Raw genomic sequence first — 18,557 nt, 5'->3', positions numbered from 1 at the left:
TCTCCCCTTTGGGGAGAGGGTTAGGGTGAGGGGTAAGTTTGTCTTACTCCTCGTGTTCTTCCCACGCCAGGGCGCGTTTCACCGCTTTCTTCCAGCCGCTGTAGCGGAAGTTACGCTCGGTGGTTTCGATGCCCGGGCGGAACTCGCGTTCGATAACCGCTTTTTCCTGCAGCTCGTCCAGGTTCTGCCAGAAGCCTACCGCCAGACCGGCAAGGTACGCCGCACCCAGCGCCGTCACTTCACGCACTTCAGGGCGCTCAACGCGGGTGCCCAGAATGTCGGACTGGAACTGCATCAGGAAGTTATTCGCTACCGCACCGCCGTCCACGCGCAGGGCGTGCAGACGAATGCCGGAGTCCGCCTGCATCGCTTCCAGCACGTCGCGGGTCTGGTAGGCGATGGATTCCAGAGTGGCGCGAATAATGTGGTTAGAGTTCACGCCACGCGTCAGTCCGAAAATCGCGCCGCGTGCATACGGATCCCAGTAGGGTGCGCCCAGACCGGTGAATGCAGGCACCACGTACACGCCGTTGGTGTCTTTCACTTTGGTGGCGAAGTACTCGGAGTCGAATGCATCGCTGATCAGCTTCATCTCGTCACGCAGCCACTGGATAGACGCACCGGCCATGAACACAGCACCTTCCAGGGCATAGTTCACTTCGCCGCGCGGGCCGCAGGCGATGGTGGTCAGCAGACCGTTTTCTGATTTCACCGCTTTCTCACCGGTGTTCATCAGCATAAAGCAGCCGGTGCCGTAGGTATTCTTCGCCATCCCTTCCTTGACGCACAGCTGGCCGAACAGCGCCGCCTGCTGGTCACCGGCGATACCGGCGATAGGAATACGGGTGCCACCTTTACCGCCGATGTTGGTCTGGCCGTAAACCTCAGAAGACTTGCGCACTTCAGGCAGCATCGCGCGTGGGATATCCAGCGCGTCCAGCATCTTGTCATCCCACTCCAGGGTGTTGATGTTGAACAGCATGGTACGCGAGGCGTTGGTGTAATCGGTGACGTGGACGCGTCCCTGGGTCATCTTCCAGATAAGCCAGGTGTCAACGGTACCGAACAGCAGCTCGCCGCGTTTAGCACGCTCGCGTGAACCTTCCACGTGGTCGAGGATCCATTTCACTTTGGTGCCGGAGAAGTACGGGTCAACCACCAGGCCGGTGGCGCTGCGCACGTACTCTTCCATACCGTCGCGCTTCAGCTGTTCGCAGATTTCAGAGGTACGGCGGCACTGCCAGACGATGGCGTTGTAAATCGGCTTACCGGTTTCGCGTTCCCAGACGATCGTTGTTTCACGCTGGTTGGTGATACCAATCGCGGCAATCTCGTCGGAACTGATATCGGCTTTCGCCAGCACTTCGACCAGCGTGGAGCTTTGTGACGCCCAAATCTCCATCGGGTCGTGTTCTACCCAGCCTGGGCGAGGATAAATTTGCTCAAATTCGCGCTGTGACACGCTGACGATGTTCGCGTCATGATCCATTACGACAGCGCGGGAGCTGGTAGTGCCCTGGTCGAGCGCAACGATATATTTTTTTTCGGTCATGGTATGTGTCCCGTAGTCAGATTACAGCGAAGCTTTTTGTTGTGCGGTAGAAGTCGTTTCCTTCTCCTCTTCCACACAGGTGTCGCACGGTAAGTGGCGACCAATTAATTTGCGGTAGCTAAACGCACCCAGCGCAGCCCCGACAACCGGCGCAAACAGCGGTACCAGGAAGTAAGGAATGTCTTTGCCACCTGTGAAGGCTACGTCGCCCCAGCCTGCGATAAAGGCGAACGCTTTTGGTCCGATATCACGTGCCGGGTTCATCGCGAAGCCGGTCAGCGGGCCCATGGATGCGCCAATTACCGCAATCAGCAAACCAATCAGCAGGGGTGCCAGCGGGCCGCGCGGAATGCCGTTTCCGTCGTCGGTCAGCGCCAGAATAACGCCCATCAGAATAGCGGTAATCACCATTTCAACTGCGAACGCCTGCACAAAATTGATGTGCGGGTTAGGGTAGGTTGAGAAGATGCCTGCCAGATCCAGACTTTCGACGCTGCCGCGTACCATATGATGCGTCTGTTCGAAGTCGATGAAAAGATTGTAATAAAGCCCGTAAACTAACGCCGCTGCGCAAAATGCGCCGGCAAATTGAGAAAGAATGAAAGGAACAACTTTGCGTCCGTCAAAGCACGCGAACAGCCACAGTGCGATTGTCACCGCCGGGTTAAGATGTGCACCAGAAACCCCTGCAGTCAGGTAGATGGCCATCGCCACGCCCAGACCCCAGATGATACTGATTTCCCACTGACCAAAACTGGCACCCGCCACTTTCAGTGCAGCGACACAGCCCACTCCGAAGAATATCAACAACCCGGTACCAAGGAACTCGGCAATGCACTGGCCTTTTAAGGTTGATGTCTGACTCATAATCGGAATCCTGAAGAAATTGATGTTTATTGTTAGCATGGCCGCCCGTGACAGCCACGATGCCCTGTAGACATAGTGTTAATTTATCGTTAACGAGCAAAAACGAGAAATATCGAAATCAAAATGTGTGGTCTGCGTCAATAAAATGAGCGTTTTCGCGCCATAAAGCACATTTTTGCAGCAGTACAGGATCAGTGCAGGAATGTGAGCTGAATCATTTCATTAACGAATCAGTTAACAATTTAGGGGTATATGACGCGAACACACCAGGACCAGACCTAAAAGTGTTGCAAACCGCGATCTGCGCGGTGTGTCGCTGGACACAGAGCGCCGCGCTCCATACAATCGACGGTATATGTCGTGCGCGTTTATGTTAAAGCGTCGCCTTGCAATTCAGGAGAGGTAGCATCATGTCTTTAGAAGTGTTTGAGAAACTGGAATCGAAAGTACAGCAGGCGATTGACACCATCACCCTGCTGCAGATGGAAATTGAAGAGCTGAAAGAGAAAAACAACAGCCTGGCGCAGGAAGTTCAGAACGCGCAGCACGGCCGCGAAGAACTGGAGCGCGAAAACAACCAGCTGCGCGAACAGCAGAACGGCTGGCAGGATCGCCTGCAGGCGCTGCTGGGACGTATGGAAGAAGTCTGATTCCCACTGGGATGAACTGCACAGGCCGGGTAAGGCGAAGCCGCTACCCGGCTTTTTTATGGTTCTCGCTAACTGACATCCAACCATAAAAAAGGCCGCCAGAGGCGGCCTTAACGCTACTTGTCCTGCGCTGTCATAGCAAAAGTAACGAACACATTCGGTTCATCACTCTTTACAACGAGTACGCTGGCGACAATGAACGCGATACATAAATAGCGTTTCATTGTGCGGTCCCTGCAGCTAACCGCTCCACCGTTCACCACCGGTGATAAGTCGGTGGACACAAGCCCGGTTAAAGGTTGCTTTACGGTTGCTAATTCACCTTTCCCTGGACCGATGCCCATGTGCGAGATGGCGGAAAGGGACGATGCATCATAATGAGCAACAGTAGCGTAGTTAAGGTTTTCAAAGGAAATTAGGAATTTATAAAGGGTCGATGGGGTTACCTGAGATTTGAACCAGGGTAAGATAAAAATCCTGGTTAAAGGTTGCAAAACTCCCCAACGGACCGCGAATCCCGAGGGACAAAAAAACCGCCACATTGCTGTTGGCGGTTTTTTTATGGTCCACGCTTACGGTTTTATTACTCGATATCCAGCGGATCTTCGGAAAGGATAATGCCGGTATTATCGGCGTAGAGATGATCCCCGGAGAAGAAGGTCACGCCCCCGAAATTGACGCGCACGTCGCTTTCGCCGATGCCGTCACCCGCCGCCCCTACCGGTATGGCCGCGATGGCCTGAATCCCGATATCCAGGTCTTCCAGATCGTCCACCTGGCGCACGGAACCGTATACCACAAGGCCTTCCCACTCGTTCTGGACGGCAATGCCGGCCAGTTCAGCATCAATTAATGCCCGGCGCACGGAACCGCCGCCGTCGACCACAAGAACGCGGCCGCGGCCGTTCTGTTCGAGCAGATCGTACAGCAACCCGTTGTCCTCGAAACATTTCACCGTGACGATTTGACCGCCAAATGATGACCGCCCACCAAAGTTGGAGAACAGCGGTTCAACGACGTTGACATCTTCCTGGTAGATGTCACAAAGCTCGGAGGTATCGTATTTCATAGGTTTAACGCTCAGTTGCTGCGAATGTGTTCAGTATATCGTGCGAAATGCGTTGTTGGCAAAATCATCAATTGTTAATTGATATTTGTCAGCTAACGCAGCGTCTGGCTTAACACAATCCCGATGACGAACAACAGGTTAGTCAGCAGCGCACCTTTTACCGTGCGCTCCAGCATCGGCGGCATGGCGGACGGGCTGAGTTCACGCATCACAAAGCGGGCCTGCTTAATTAGCAGCGGCGCGGCAAGCACAAACAGCCAGCCCCACAGGCTTTGCAAGGAAATCAGGTTAAACAGCGCCAGGCAAACCAGCGCGCCAATGAGCAGGCAGGCATGATAGCGGCGGGCATTAACCGGCCCCAGACGAACTGCCAGGGTATTTTTGCCGTTCTCGCGATCGCTGTCGATGTCGCGCAGGTTGTTGATGTTGAGCACAGCTGTCGCCAGCAGACCGCAAGCGGTCGCAGGCAGGAACAGGGCAGGGATCACCGTATGCGCCTGCAGGTACCAGCTTCCCATCACGCTCAGCCAGCCGAAGAACACCAGTACGGAGATATCCCCGAGTCCAATATAACCGTAAGGACGCGTGCCGACGGTGTAGGTGATGGCCGCGATAATGGCCAGTAAACCCAGCACCAGGAAGCCAATAAAATCGCTGGTGGTCTTAGACGCCACCGTCACCAGCGCCAGGCCGGATACGCAGATCAGCACCACGGTGATAATCAGCGCGCGTTTCATCTGCGCCTGGGTAATCACCCCTTTCTGCATTCCGCGCAGTGGCCCTATGCGGTCCGGCTTGTCGCTGCCTTTTACCGCGTCGCCGTAGTCGTTGGCGAGATTGGAGAGAATTTGCAGCAGGCCGGCGGTAATCAGTGCCAGCGCGGCGACCAGCGGATCAAAATAACCCTGCCACCAGGCAAGGGCGGTGCCGACGATAATCGCGGCAAAGGCCAGAGGAAGTGTTTTTGGGCGCAGACTTTCGAGCCACGCCTGCGTACGGCTGATGTCAGTCATAAGTATTTAGCCAATAAAAATGGGGGCATTAGCCCCCATTAAACGTGATGAGAATCCAGTAACCGCGATTATAGGATAAAACGGCTCAGATCTTCATCTGCCACTAACGCATCCAGATGTTTACTCACATATTCTGAGTCAATGGTAACGGTTTGGCCGTTAAGGTCGCTCGCGTCGTAAGAGATATCTTCAACCAGGCGTTCCAGCACGGTATGCAGGCGACGCGCACCGATGTTTTCGGTGGTTTCGTTCACCTGCCATGCAGCCTGGGCAATACGTTTGATACCGTCTTCGGTGAATTCGAGGTTCACGCCTTCGGTCGCCATCAGCGCTTTGTACTGTACGGTAGCAGAGGCGTTTGGCTCGGTCAGGATACGTTCGAAATCTTCGGTGGTCAGCGCCTGCAGCTCAACGCGGATAGGCAGACGGCCCTGCAGCTCCGGGATCAGATCCGACGGGCTGGCAACCTGGAAGGCACCTGATGCGATAAACAGGATGTGGTCCGTTTTCACCATGCCGTGCTTGGTGGAGACGGTGCAGCCTTCAACCAGCGGCAGCAGATCGCGCTGAACGCCTTCGCGGGACACGTCCGGGCCGGAGCTGTTGCCACCGCGCTTACAAATTTTGTCGATTTCGTCGATAAACACGATACCGTGCTGCTCAACCGCGTCGATAGCGTCCTGCTTCAGCTCTTCCGGGTTCACCAGCTTCGCCGCTTCTTCTTCAATCAGCAGCTTCATCGCGTCTTTAATTTTCAGCTTACGCGCTTTCTGCTTCTGTCCGCCCAGGTTCTGGAACATGGACTGGAGCTGACTGGTCATCTCTTCCATGCCCGGAGGTGCCATGATTTCCACACCCATTGGCGCGGCAGCGAGATCGATCTCAATCTCTTTGTCATCCAGCTGGCCTTCGCGCAGTTTTTTGCGGAACGCCTGACGTGCAGCAGACGGTTCTGCCTGCTGTTCTGCCTGGCCCCAGTTGTTTTTTGCCGGTGGGATCAGCACGTCGAGAATGCGCTCTTCGGCCATCTCTTCCGCGCGATAGCGGTTTTTCTCGATCGCCTGGACGCGCACCATCTTGATCGCCGAGTCGGTCAGATCGCGGATGATGGAGTCCACTTCTTTACCCACGTAGCCCACTTCGGTGAACTTGGTGGCTTCAACTTTGATGAACGGCGCGTTGGCCAGCTTCGCCAGTCGACGGGCGATTTCGGTTTTACCGACCCCGGTCGGGCCGATCATCAGAATATTTTTCGGTGTGACTTCGTGGCGCAGCTCTTCGTCAAGCTGCATACGACGCCAGCGGTTACGCAGAGCGATAGCCACGGAGCGCTTGGCGTTATCCTGGCCGATAATGTGTTTGTTCAGTTCGCTGACAATTTCGCGTGGGGTCATTTCAGACATGGGAGATCCTTACGCTTTGGAGGTCAATTCTTCGATGGTGTGATTGTGGTTGGTATAGATGCAGATATCACCTGCAATATCCAACGCCTTCACCGCGATATCACGCGCGTTCATGTCGGTATTTTCCAACAGCGCGCGGGCTGCAGCCTGGGCATACGGGCCGCCAGAGCCGATGGCAATCAGGTCATTTTCCGGCTGAATCACGTCACCGTTACCGGTGATGATAAGCGAAGCGGTTTCATCGGCCACGGCCAGCAGCGCTTCGAGCTTGCGCAGCATGCGGTCGGTACGCCAGTCTTTTGCCAGCTCAACGGCAGCTTTCACCAGATGACCCTGGTGCATTTCCAGTTTGCGTTCAAACAGTTCAAACAGCGTGAAGGCATCCGCCGTGCCGCCTGCAAAACCGGCGATCACTTTGTCGTTGTAGAGACGGCGTACTTTCTTCACGTTGCCTTTCATGACGGTATTACCCAGCGTGGCCTGGCCATCACCGGCGATTACCACATGGCCGTTACGGCGTACACTTACTATTGTTGTCACGAGCAGACCCCCTGGTTACAGAATCGGGAAACAGAAGCCCTGAGCCTGTGCTCAGGGCTGAATTAAATGATAGATGGGGGGGATTTTGGGGGTTTCAACCCCCGGAGGCGAGTCGAATGCAGTTTGTGTGACCGGCGATTTTCAAACGCGAAATGGTGCCATCGGCATTTTCTTTGCCTTTCACCGGCCCAATCACCACGCGATTCCAGCCGTTATTGGTGGTAATACGCGAATCAAACCCTTCGAAGGCCAGCTGCGCACGCACCGTTTCCGCCTGCTCCGCGCCTTTGAACGAACCGCACTGCACCATCCAGCGGCGTTCGTCTTTTTTCTCAGCCGTCTGCTTCGGCGCTTCGGTCTCTTTGGTCACCGGCGCAGCCTGCTGAGTTTTCGGCTGCTGCGCGGTGGTATGCGCTGGCGTCTGAAGCAGATCCTGATAAGGCTGAGCCGCCTGTTTCTGCGGCTGAGTTTTCGGCTGCTGCTGGACAGGCTGAGACTGCACCGTACGCGTCGGCTGCTGATACGGCTGTTCCGTTACCCGCGGCTGTGCCTTAGGCTGCTGCACCGGCTGGGTTTGTGCCCACTGCTGCTGCTGTTGCTGCTGCTGGATCTGCTGTTGCGCCTGACGTCGCTGCAGCGTTTGCTGGCGCTGTGCCGGGGTCTGCTCATTCCACGGCACTTCGTTCAGCTGCGTAGGTTGCTGGCGCATATCGGCCTGCATTTGTGCCAGCAGCTGACGCTGTTCATCCGTTAGCTGATTCGCATTCTGCACTTCACCACCCGCAGAAGGTTCAGTTGGCGCACGTACCCCAGGCTGACGGCTTTCCAGCTCTTTGATATAGCGCCAGCGCTCTTCAGGCTTCGGAGGAAGGCCATTTCCGGCCACTTTGCTTGCCTGAAGCGCCTCAGACTCTTCTTTTTTATGGTGCGTGATAAAGTACAGGCCACCAATAAAGGCGACGACTACAGCCGCAGCAATAGCGACCATTGCTGGCGAGACAGCAGGCAGGTTACGTTGCTTTTTCCTTGAGCTACTCTTTTTGCGTCGCGAAGGTGCCGGCTGGCCGCGACGTACATAATCTCGTTGTGCCACTATCGTTTCGCTGTATTTATTCGTTCGTCAGTCCGCCATGTTACTTAAGCGGCGGGGCTTTGACCAGATAAGGGTATCCGAAAGACGTTTACTTTAAGTCAATGCCTGGGTAGTGCCGCGGACGATCAGTTCACAGTCCAGCAACCGCGAGCCGCTGCTAACTGTTTGACCGTGAAGCTGATCCAGCAGAAGAAGCATCGCTTCGCGGCCGATTTGGTAGCGCGGCTGAGCGACCGTTGAGAGCGGCGGATCGCAAAATTCCGAAAGCGAAATATTATCGAAACCGATGATCGATAAATCTTTCGGTATGCGAAGACCGCGGCGTTTGGCATACGATAATGCGCCCAGCGCCATCACGTCGCTGTGACAAAATACGGCGGTTGGCGGCTCAGGCAGGTCCAGAAGTTTCTCCAGCGCCTGTCCACCTGCAGCGAAGGTAAAATCGCCGCGCGCAATGTAGTGCGGATCGACGGTAACGCCGGTACGGCGCAGCGCCTGAACATAGCCCTGCAGACGGTAGTGACACAGCGGCATCTCTTCCGGTCCGGCGATGCAGCCAATACGCTTATGCCCCAGCTCCTGGAGATAATTTACGGCGTTGAACGCGGCGGTGAGGTTATCGATATGGACCGTCGGCAGCTCCAGCTCTGGCGCAAACTCGTTGGCCATGACCATCGGCGGTAAATTACGCTGCTCTTCAATGCTGGCATCAAACGGCAGACGAGAGCCAAGCAAAAGCATGCCGTCGATCTGCTTGGTGATAATGAGGTCGATGAAGGTTTTTTCCTGCTGATTCTGATGAGCACAGTCACCAATCAGCACCAGGTAACCTTGTTCCGCCGCGGTGACTTCAATACCGCGGATAATCTCGCTGAAAAAGGGGTCACAGATGTCCGGCACAATCACCAGAATGGTGCGCGACTCGTTGCGTTTAACGTTACGCCCCATCGCCTGTGGGAAATAGCCCACTTCCAGCGCAGCCTGCTCCACCCGGTTACGGGTCGCCTGGGAGACTTTATCCGGGTTCATTAATGCGCGGGATACCGTTGCCGTAGAGACTTGTGCTTTCTGGGCAACGTCTTTCATGGTCGCCGGTGCAACCTCTTTCCTGGACTTCAACGTCTTCTCCTCGCCTGAACACCGAACTTCTGACATCACCATTTTTACAGATTGTTAATGGAATCGGTTACAGAATTTTCATAAAAAATGTGAGGAGAGTTAAATTTTTCGATCCATCTTCAGCCTTCGATGGGGTCGACGTCCAGCACCCACTTCACTTTTCGCGCTTCGGGCAGGGTGTTAATCAGCACCAGCGCGCCGCTGACGATATGCTGAAGACGAATACGCGAAGGGTGCTGGAGCAAAATCTGCCATCGGAAACGGCCACCGCGTTTTGGCGCGAGGGCGGGCACCGGGCCCAAAATCCACAGCTGATTATCCACCAGCGGGCTGGCCTGCAGAAGGTTTCTCAGCTGCTGCAGGAAAAGTGGCGCCTGCTGGTTGTTATGATCTTCCGCGCGGATGATGACGTGACTGGTCCACGGCGGTAGCTGCATAGTCTGGCGCTCGGCCAGCGCTTGCTCGGCAAAGGCGTCATAGCCTTTGTGCAGCAAGGTTTGCAGCAGCGGGTGCTCCGGGTGGTGCGTTTGCAACACCACTTCGCCCTGTTTACCGGCGCGTCCTGCACGTCCGGCTACCTGGGTATAAAGCTGGGCGAAGCGCTCGGCTGAACGAAAATCTGCCGAGAACAGCGCGCCGTCCACGTCCAGCAGGGCGACCAGCGTCACGTCCGGAAAATGGTGACCTTTAGCCAGCATCTGGGTACCAATCAGGATGCGCGCGCCACCGCGATGCACTTCCGCCAGCTGCTGTTCGAGCGCGCCTTTGCGGCTGGTGGTGTCCCGGTCGATACGCGAAATCGGCACGGCCGGGAAGAAGGGACCAAGCGCCTGTTCAAGCTGTTCCGTTCCCAGACCGACCGGCACAATATGCGTTGAACCACATGACGGACACTGGCGCGGCACCGGACGCTGGCTGTCGCAGTGGTGGCAGCGCAAATGCCGCTGGGCCTGATGGAAGGTATAGTAGTGGTCGCAGCGCGGGCATTCGGCAATCCAGCCGCAGTCGTGGCACAGCAGGGCAGGGGCGAATCCGCGGCGGTTCAGAAACAAAATGACCTGATTCCCCGCCTGCAAATGCTGGCGCATGCGGGTAATCAGCGCGGGCGCTAGCCCCGCCTGAACCTGCTGACCTTTCAGATCCAGCACGTGCTGAATGGCCGGACGGGCATTCCCCGCCCGACGCGTCAGGCGAAGCATGTGGTATTTACGCTGGCGCACGTTGTGCAGCGTTTCGAGCGCCGGCGTGGCGGAACCGAGAATAATGGGAATTTGCTCGCTGTGCGCGCGATAGACCGCCAGATCGCGGGCATGGTAGCGCCAGCCTTCCTGCTGTTTATAGGAGCTGTCGTGCTCTTCGTCGATCACGATAACGCCAAGATTTTTAAACGGCGTAAACAGCGATGAACGGGTGCCGATCACAATCGCCGCTTCGCCGTTTTTCGCTTTCAGCCAGGCGCTGAGGCGTTCGCTGTCGTTCAGGCCGGAGTGCAGCACCTCAACCGGCGCGTTAAAGCGTTCGCGAAATCGGGCGATGGTTTGCGGCGTCAGGCCAATTTCCGGCACCATCACCAGCGCCTGTTTCCCCTGAGCGAGCACGTTTTCCAGCACGCTCAGGTAGACTTCGGTCTTGCCGGAACCGGTGACCCCCGCCAGCAGCCAGGCAGAGAAACGATCGGAGGCGCTATGAATCGCGCCTACAGCGGTGGCCTGTTCGGTATTCAGACGCAGGCGATCCCCTGAAACGGAGAAACTCTCCCGCCAGTCGTTCAGAGCAGGCGCTTCGCTGGCCAGTTCGCTTAGCCCTTTCTTTCTTAATGCCTGTAGCGCCGTTTCGCTGACCTCAAGCTCGTCGACCTGATGCCGCCAGATTTTCCCCTGACGCAGCGCCGCCAGCGCCTGCTGCTGCTTCTGCGAGCGCTTCAGATTGTTGATGTCGACGGCCTGGCCTTCCTCCGTGGCAAACCAGTACCACATTGGCGCATGGCTGGCGCTCTTGCCCTGACGCAGCATAATTGGCAGAGCGTGGAACAGGACGTCGCCGATCGGGTGATGATAATAATCCGCTGCCCACAGCAGCAGTCGCCATATGCTGGTGGAGTAAACCGGCTCGCTGTCCAGCACCTCAACGACTGATTTCAGCTCATTAAGCGGTAGCTCGCTTTTATCGCTGACGCAGACGACGATCCCCACGCGCTGCTGTTTGCCAAACGGCACGGTCACGCGGCAGCCCGCTTTGGCGCTCATGCTGTCGGGCAGCAGATAGTCAAAGGTGCGGGGAAGCGGAACGGGCAGGGCAACGTGAGCGACGGGCATCGAATCTTCCTGACTTGAAAAGTGGCGCGTTAGTATACACATTAGTAAAAGCGGCGTGCGGATCAGTTTGCATACGTTGGTCAAATTCTGTATGATTCGCCGCCTTTGGTGTACTTTACGCCAAAGAACTTACAATCAACATCGCGTGGTGTCTGGCGTTAGGGCTGGAAGAGCGACGCGGCCTTAACTGAGGTTCTCCCATGAAAAAAGATATTCACCCGAAATACGAAATGATTACTGCAAACTGTTCTTGCGGTAACTCTATCCAGATCCGCTCTACCGTGGGTCACGATCTGAACCTGGACGTGTGCGGCAAATGCCACCCGTTCTACACTGGTAAGCAGCGTGACGTTGCAACCGGTGGCCGTGTTGACCGCTTCAACAAGCGTTTCAGCATCCCGGGCGCTAAATAAGTTTCCCGAAAAAAAGGCACCGCAAGGTGCCTTTTTTGTATCCGCTTCTCAGTATTCCCACGTCTCCGGGTCAATACCCAGTTCACGCATGATCACCTTCGCCTCTTCCGGGATTTCATCACTACGCTCTTTGCGCAGATCTTCATCGTTCGGCAACGGTTGACCGGTAAACGCATGCAGAAACGCTTCGCACAGCAGTTCGCTGTTGGTCGCGTGGCGCAGGTTGTTCACCTGACGACGCGTACGTTCATCGGTGAGGATCTTCAACACCTTCAGAGGAATGGAAACCGTAATTTTCTTTACTTGCTCACTCTTCTTACCGTGCTCAGCGTATGGGCTGATATATTCGCCGCTCCATTCAGCCATGAGATACCTTTAATCCTCTCAGTCATTTATCTAAAGGTGCAAAACCTGTAACCACCCGTTTTGAACCGCAATCTTGTCTAGTTTACCGTAGAGACGATACCGTGGCACGGATATTGCCGCTGCAGCGTGCACTAAAGCATATAATTTTAACGGCTATTTGCGCATTGCTCAATCTATACGCAAAGAAGTTTAGATGTCCAGATGTATTGACGTCCATACTTTCAATGTTTACTCTGGTGCCTGACTTTTCACCTCATTCGCCAGGAAGCCCTCACCATGACGCGTAAACAGGCCACTATTGCAGTGCGTAGCGGATTAAATGATGACGAGCAGTACGGCTGCGTTGTCCCGCCGATTCATCTTTCCAGTACCTACAACTTCACCGGATTTAATGAACCCCGCGCGCATGACTACTCGCGTCGTGGCAACCCTACGCGTGACGTGACCCAGCGCGCGCTTGCGGAACTGGAAGGGGGCGCAGGGGCAGTATTAACCAATACCGGGATGTCCGCCATTCACCTGGTGACCACCGTGTTCCTGAAACCGGGCGATCTGCTGGTTGCCCCACACGATTGCTACGGCGGCAGCTATCGCCTGTTTGATAGCCTGGCAAAACGCGGCTGCTATCGCGTGCTGTTTGTCGATCAAAACGACGAACAGGCGCTGAAACAGGCTCTGGCAGAGAAACCAAAGCTGGTTCTGGTGGAAAGTCCAAGCAATCCATTGTTGCGCGTTGTCGATATTGCGAAAATTTGTCAGCTCGCAAGGGATGCGGGAGCGATAAGTGTAGTGGATAATACGTTCCTCAGTCCGGCCCTTCAGAACCCACTCGCACTGGGTGCCGATCTGGTATTGCATTCATGCACTAAATATCTGAACGGCCATTCTGACGTAGTGGCAGGCGTGGTAATTGCCAAAGATCCGGATGTTGTCACCGAACTGGCATGGTGGGCCAATAACATTGGCGTCACCGCGGGCGCCTTCGACAGCTATCTGCTGTTGCGCGGCATCCGCACGCTTTCGCCGCGCATGGACGTGGCGCAGCGCAATGCCCAGGCGATTGTCGATTTCCTGAAAACCCAGCCGCTGGTGAAAAAGCTTTATCACCCGTCGCTGCCGGAAAATCAGGGGCATGAGATTGCCGCGCGCCAGCAGAAAGGGTTTGGCGCGATGTTAAGTTTTGAACTGGATGGTGACGAGCAAACGCTGCGTCGCTTCCTGAGCGGGCTGTCATTGTTTACGCTGGCGGAATCCTTAGGTGGGGTTGAAAGCTTGATCTCCCACGCCGCAACCATGACGCACGCAGGTATGGCACCGGAAGCACGTGCCGCCGCCGGGATTTCTGAGACGCTGCTGCGTATCTCAACCGGCATTGAAGATTCTGAAGATTTAATTGCCGATCTGGAAAATGGCTTCCGGATCGCAGCCAAGGGGTAATCATGAGTGTGATAGCGCAGGCAGGGGCGAAGGGTCGTCAGCTGCACAAGTTTGGTGGTAGTAGTCTTGCTGATGTGAAATGTTACCTGCGCGTTGCAGGGATCATGACGGAATATTCACAGCCGGGTGACATGATGGTTGTCTCGGCAGCGGGCAGCACCACCAACCAGTTGATTAGCTGGCTGAAACTGAGCCAGACCGATCGCCTTTCTGCGCATCAGGTGCAACAGTCCTTACGTCGTTACCAGAGCGAGCTGATTGCCGGCCTGCTGCCTGCGGACGTGGCGGACGGGCTGATCGGCGCCTTCACCCATGACCTTGAGCGTCTGGCTGCCATGCTGGACAGCGGTATTACCGATGCGGTGTATGCCGAAGTGGTGGGCCACGGTGAAGTGTGGTCCGCACGCCTCATGGCCGCCGTGCTGCAACACCTGGGCGTGGAAGCGGCCTGGCTCGACGCGCGTGATTTCCTGCGCGCCGAACGCGCCGCGCAGCCGCAGGTGGATGAAGGGTTGTCCTACCCGCTGCTGCAACAGCTGCTGGTGCAGCACCCGGGCAAACGTATTGTCGTCACCGGCTTTATCAGCCGCAGCAACGCGGGCGAAACCGTGCTGCTGGGCCGTAACGGATCGGACTACTCGGCAACGCAGATTGGTGCCCTGGCGGGCGTGTCCCGCGTCACCATCTGGAGCGACGTGGCCGGTGTTTACAGCGCGGACCCGCGTAAAGTTAAGGATGCCTGCCTGCTGCCGCTGCTGCGCCTGGATGAAGCCAGTGAACTGGCGCGTCTGGCTGCGCCGGTACTGCACGCGCGCACGCTGCAGCCGGTTTCCGGCAGCGATATCGACCTCCAGCTGCGCTGCAGTTACACCCCGGATCAAGGCTCCACGCGCATTGAGCGCGTGCTGGCGTCCGGTACCGGGGCTCGTATTGTCACCAGCCATGACGACATCTGCCTGATTGAGTTCCAGGTGCCTGCGGGGCAGGACTTCAAGCTGGCGCATAAAGAGATCGACACGATCCTGAAACGTGCTCAGGTGCGTCCGCTGGCCGTGGGTGTTCACAATGACCGCCAGCTGCTGCAGTTCTGCTATACCGCAGAAGTGGCGGACAGCGCGCTGAAAATTCTGGATGAAGCAGGCCTGCCGGGCGAACTTCGCCTGCGTCAGGGGCTGGCGCTGGTGGCGATGGTGGGCGCGGGCGTCACCCGTAACCCGCTGCACTGCCACCGCTTCTGGCAGCAGCTGAAAGGGCAGCCGGTGGAGTTCACCTGGCAGTCGGAAGAGGGCATCAGCCTGGTTGCCGTTCTGCGCAAAGGGCCAACCGAAAGCCTGATTCAGGGTCTGCATACCTCCCTGTTCCGCGCGGAAAAACGCATCGGCCTGGTGCTGTTCGGGAAAGGTAATATCGGTTCCCGCTGGCTTGAGCTGTTTGCCCGCGAACAGGTGACGCTCTCGGCGCGTACCGGGTTTGAATTTATTCTTGCGGGCGTGGTAGACAGTCGCCGCAGCCTGCTGAACTACGAAGGGCTGGACGCCAGCCGCGCGCTTGCCTTCTTTAACGATGAAGCGGTTGAGCAGGATGAAGAGTCGCTGTTCCTGTGGATGCGCGCGCACCCGTATGACGATCTGGTGGTGCTGGACGTTACCGCCAGCGAACAGCTTGCCGATCAGTACCTTGATTTCGCCAGCCACGGTTTCCACGTCATCAGCGCCAACAAGCTGGCGGGGGCGAGCAGCACCGATAAATACCGTCAGATCCACGACGCGTTTGAAAAAACTGGCCGTCACTGGCTGTATAACGCCACCGTGGGCGCGGGCCTGCCGGTTAACCACACCGTGCGTGACCTGATTGAAAGCGGCGACAGCATTCTGGCGCTGAGCGGTATCTTCTCCGGCACGCTCTCCTGGCTGTTCCTGCAGTTTGACGGCACCGTACCGTTCACCGACCTGGTGGATCAGGCGTGGCAGCAGGGCTTAACGGAACCCGATCCGCGCGTTGACCTTTCCGGTAAAGACGTGATGCGTAAGCTGGTAATCCTGGCGCGTGAAGCTGGTTACGACATCGAACCGGATTCCGTACGCGTCGAATCACTGGTGCCTGCCGGCTGTGAAGAAGGTTCTGTGGACCATTTCTTTGAAAATGGTGAAGAGCTTAACGAGCAGATGGTTCAGCGTCTGGAAGCGGCGAACGAGATGGGGCTGGTACTGCGCTATGTGGCGCGTTTTGAGGCTAACGGAAAAGCGCGAGTCGGCGTCGAGGCGGTGCGTCCTGAGCATCCGCTGGCGGCGCTGCTGCCGTGCGATAACGTCTTCGCCATCGAAAGCCGCTGGTATCGCGATAACCCGCTGGTGATCCGCGGTCCTGGCGCCGGGCGCGATGTCACCGCAGGAGCCATTCAGTCCGACATCAACCGTCTGGCTAAGCTGCTGTAACTCGTCACCCTGGCCCTCTCCCCGCATAGGGGGAGAGGGCACCAGTCAGGACAGATTAAACCAAACGGTTTTTCGCATCCGCTATCGCCTGCGCCACCTGCTTAGGCGACACGCCGCCTTTCGCGGCACGTTTATCCAGGCAAGACTGCAGCGCAAGAATCGGATACACATCATCCCCGATAACCGCGCTGAACTTCTGCAGGTCGGCCAGCGCCAAATCTTCCAGCGGTTTACCCTGACGAATAGCTTCCACTACCGCTTCACCCACGATATGGTGCGCTTCACGGAAAGGTACGCCTTTCGCCACCAGATAATCCGCCAGCTCGGTAGAGTTCGCATAGCCCTGCTGCGCCGCTTCCTGGCAGCGCGGACGTTTCACCTGAATGCCGTCCAGCACCAGCGCGCCCATATGCAGACAGTCCAGCCAGGTGTCGAGCGCGTCGAACAGTCCTTCTTTGTCTTCCTGCATGTCTTTGTTATACGCCAGCGGCAGCCCTTTCAGGGTCATCATCATGCCGGTCAGCGCGCCCTGCACGCGGCCACATTTACCCCTAATTAGCTCAAGCGCGTCCGGGTTTTTCTTCTGCGGCATCAGGGATGAGCCTGAGGTCACGCGGTCGGACAGCTCGACGAAGCCCGCTTCGCCAGAGTTAAAGAAGATCAGGTCTTCGGCAAAACGCGACAGGTGCACCATCCCGATCGAGGCATTGGAAAGTAGCTCCAGCACGTGGTCGCGGTCAGACACGCTGTCCAGGCTGTTACGGGTGGCGGAGGCAAAGCCCAGCCAGCCTGCCAGCTGTTCACGGTCGATTTCGTAAGCGGTACCGGCCAGCGCGCCGCTGCCCAGCGGGCTGACGTCCAGACGTTTAAGGGTGTCCTGCAGACGGCTTTCATCACGCGCCAGCATCTCGACGTAGGCCAGACACCAGTGCGCAAAGGTCACCGGCTGGGCGCGCTGCAGGTGAGTATAACCCGGCATCACCGCGTCCTGGTTGTTCTGCGCGGTCTCCACCAGTGCGCTCTGCAGCTGACGATTAGCCGCCAGCAGTTCGCCAACGGTATCTTTACACCACAGCTTCAGATCGGTGGCGACCTGGTCGTTACGGCTGCGTCCGGTGTGCAGCTTTTTGCCCAGTTGGCCGACTTTGTCGATAAGTTTGCCTTCCACCCAGCTGTGAATATCTTCAGCATCGCTTTCGAGGATCTGCTGCGGGTTAAGACGCACCTCTTCCAGCAGATTGTTCAGCGCTTCTTCCAGCTGTAATTGTTCGTCTGCGGTCAGTACGCCAACCGTCACCAGCGCTTTGGACCAGGCCACAGAGCCGACAATATCCTGTTCGGCCAGGCGGTAGTCGAAGCGCAAAGAGTCGTTGAACTGTTTGAACCGCTGATCCGCTGCCTGTGTAAAACGCCCACCCCAAAGTGCCATAACATGCTTCCTTAATATCTTTGAATTTCATTGCCCGGTGGCGCTGCGCTTACCGGGCCTACAAAACGTTAAATCGATTACGCCAGAATACGCGTGCCAATCGGCGTACCGTTGAACAGCGCAGGCAGTTGTTCAGCGTGACGCCAGGAGGCGATATCCACCGGGCGGCCCAGCGTGCGTGCGGCATCCAGCGCGGCGTTCACTTTGACGATCATGCCGTCGGTAATAATGCCTTGGGCAATCAGCTGCTCGGCTTTCTCAGCCGTCATTTCCGCAATGCGCTGGCCTTTGCCGTCCAGAATGCCGCTCACGTCGGAGAGAAGGATCAGATCCGCGCCCAGCGTTGCCGCGAGCGCGGTTGCTGCCTGGTCAGCGTTGACGTTCATCAGCTCGCCCTCTTCGGTCACGCCGATTGAGCTCACCACCGGCAGGAAACCCCCTTCCAGCAGCGTATTAATCAGCTTAGGCGAACCAGGCTGCGCCAGTCCAACGTGGCCGAGCTCTTCGTCGAGCTGGGTCACTTTTACGCTGTCGCCATCGCCCAGATAGAGGCCAACGGACGCGATGTGGTGTTTCTTCGCCCACGCCAGCAGCGTTTTGTTCGCCGTACCCGCCAGCGCGCCGGTAATGATGTCAATCTGGTCAGCAGGCGTCACGCGCAGGCCGTTTTTCTTTTTCACCGGCAGGTTGAGCCCTTTCATCAGCTCATCCACCACGCAGCCGCCGCCGTGCACAATCACCAGCGGACGTTGATGTGACTCGCGATAGTTCACCAGCGCGGTAAACAGACGCTCCAGCGCTTCTTCGCTATCCAGCAGTACACCACCGAGTTTGATAATTAATGGGTTCATCATCA

At 56.8% G+C, this 18,557-nt stretch carries 16 protein-coding genes; 4 read left to right on the top strand and 12 right to left on the bottom strand.

The genetic code is table 11. The features are described 5' to 3' along the window. Positions 1–43: 43 nt before the first annotated feature. Both glpK and AB3N39_RS20470 read right to left on the bottom strand, forming a co-directional pair. Entirely contained in the window at positions 44–1,552 is a 1,509-nt protein-coding gene (gene glpK, locus AB3N39_RS20475) for a glycerol kinase GlpK (RefSeq protein ID WP_023309688.1), read from the bottom strand. A gap of 21 nt (positions 1,553–1,573) precedes the next feature. Next, entirely contained in the window at positions 1,574–2,419 is an 846-nt protein-coding gene (locus AB3N39_RS20470) for an MIP/aquaporin family protein (RefSeq protein WP_014885705.1), read from the bottom strand. 410 nt (positions 2,420–2,829) lie between these two features. Here AB3N39_RS20470 and zapB point away from each other — a divergent pair, with 410 nt between their 5' ends. Next, on the top strand, positions 2,830–3,069 hold the full coding sequence (gene zapB, locus AB3N39_RS20465) for a septal ring assembly protein ZapB (protein WP_010436935.1): 240 nt from the start codon (positions 2,830–2,832) through the stop codon (positions 3,067–3,069). 583 nt (positions 3,070–3,652) lie between these two features. Here the strand turns inward: zapB and rraA are convergent. The 7 genes from rraA to priA form a co-directional block, all read right to left on the bottom strand. Then, a complete protein-coding gene (gene rraA / locus AB3N39_RS20460; RefSeq protein ID WP_023309687.1) occupies positions 3,653–4,138 on the bottom strand; it encodes a ribonuclease E activity regulator RraA in 486 nt (161 codons plus the stop codon). Between the two features lie 92 nt (positions 4,139–4,230). Continuing rightward, the gene (menA, locus tag AB3N39_RS20455) at positions 4,231–5,151 is read right to left on the bottom strand and encodes a 1,4-dihydroxy-2-naphthoate polyprenyltransferase (RefSeq protein WP_033146936.1); all 921 of its coding nucleotides are present in this window, start codon (positions 5,149–5,151) and stop codon (positions 4,231–4,233) included. Between the two features lie 68 nt (positions 5,152–5,219). Beyond that, positions 5,220–6,554 carry an HslU--HslV peptidase ATPase subunit gene (gene hslU / locus AB3N39_RS20450; RefSeq protein WP_143345666.1) on the bottom strand — a complete coding sequence of 445 codons (1,335 nt, stop codon included), beginning with the start codon at positions 6,552–6,554 and terminating at the stop codon, positions 5,220–5,222. Between the two features lie 9 nt (positions 6,555–6,563). Then, a complete protein-coding gene (gene hslV / locus AB3N39_RS20445; protein ID WP_008501802.1) occupies positions 6,564–7,094 on the bottom strand; it encodes an ATP-dependent protease subunit HslV in 531 nt (176 codons plus the stop codon). A 94-nt stretch (positions 7,095–7,188) separates the two neighbouring features. After that, on the bottom strand, positions 7,189–8,187 hold the full coding sequence (gene ftsN / locus AB3N39_RS20440; RefSeq protein WP_302238110.1) for a cell division protein FtsN: 999 nt from the start codon (positions 8,185–8,187) through the stop codon (positions 7,189–7,191). A gap of 93 nt (positions 8,188–8,280) precedes the next feature. Then, positions 8,281–9,306 (bottom strand): DNA-binding transcriptional regulator CytR, encoded by a 1,026-nt coding sequence (gene cytR, locus AB3N39_RS20435; protein WP_023309683.1) that lies wholly within the window; start codon positions 9,304–9,306, stop codon positions 8,281–8,283. A 119-nt stretch (positions 9,307–9,425) separates the two neighbouring features. Next, positions 9,426–11,621 carry a primosomal protein N' gene (gene priA, locus AB3N39_RS20430; RefSeq protein ID WP_367896976.1) on the bottom strand — a complete coding sequence of 732 codons (2,196 nt, stop codon included), beginning with the start codon at positions 11,619–11,621 and terminating at the stop codon, positions 9,426–9,428. A 200-nt stretch (positions 11,622–11,821) separates the two neighbouring features. On the opposite strand from priA, the gene rpmE reads away from it, so the two are divergent. Beyond that, on the top strand, positions 11,822–12,034 hold the full coding sequence (gene rpmE, locus AB3N39_RS20425; protein ID WP_003862040.1) for a 50S ribosomal protein L31: 213 nt from the start codon (positions 11,822–11,824) through the stop codon (positions 12,032–12,034). 48 nt (positions 12,035–12,082) lie between these two features. Here rpmE and metJ read toward each other — a convergent pair whose 3' ends face one another. Next, positions 12,083–12,400 carry a met regulon transcriptional regulator MetJ gene (metJ, locus tag AB3N39_RS20420; protein WP_015966498.1) on the bottom strand — a complete coding sequence of 106 codons (318 nt, stop codon included), beginning with the start codon at positions 12,398–12,400 and terminating at the stop codon, positions 12,083–12,085. 276 nt (positions 12,401–12,676) lie between these two features. On the opposite strand from metJ, the gene metB reads away from it, so the two are divergent. Further along, a complete protein-coding gene (metB, locus tag AB3N39_RS20415) occupies positions 12,677–13,837 on the top strand; it encodes a cystathionine gamma-synthase (RefSeq protein ID WP_045909121.1) in 1,161 nt (386 codons plus the stop codon). A 2-nt stretch (positions 13,838–13,839) separates the two neighbouring features. Then, positions 13,840–16,272 carry a bifunctional aspartate kinase/homoserine dehydrogenase II gene (locus AB3N39_RS20410; protein ID WP_133295346.1) on the top strand — a complete coding sequence of 811 codons (2,433 nt, stop codon included), beginning with the start codon at positions 13,840–13,842 and terminating at the stop codon, positions 16,270–16,272. Between the two features lie 55 nt (positions 16,273–16,327). Here AB3N39_RS20410 and argH read toward each other — a convergent pair whose 3' ends face one another. After that, positions 16,328–17,701 (bottom strand): argininosuccinate lyase, encoded by a 1,374-nt coding sequence (gene argH, locus AB3N39_RS20405; RefSeq protein WP_039264229.1) that lies wholly within the window; start codon positions 17,699–17,701, stop codon positions 16,328–16,330. A gap of 77 nt (positions 17,702–17,778) precedes the next feature. Beyond that, the gene (argB, locus tag AB3N39_RS20400; RefSeq protein ID WP_090420882.1) at positions 17,779–18,555 is read right to left on the bottom strand and encodes an acetylglutamate kinase; all 777 of its coding nucleotides are present in this window, start codon (positions 18,553–18,555) and stop codon (positions 17,779–17,781) included. Between the last annotated feature and the right edge of the window lie 2 nt (positions 18,556–18,557).

The sequence above is a fragment of the Enterobacter vonholyi genome, from assembly GCF_040834095.1.
In the GTDB taxonomy this organism is placed as follows: domain Bacteria; phylum Pseudomonadota; class Gammaproteobacteria; order Enterobacterales; family Enterobacteriaceae; genus Enterobacter; species Enterobacter vonholyi.
The sequence above is the reverse complement of the archived record's forward strand: the minus strand, read 5'-3'. Positions and strand labels throughout refer to the sequence as shown.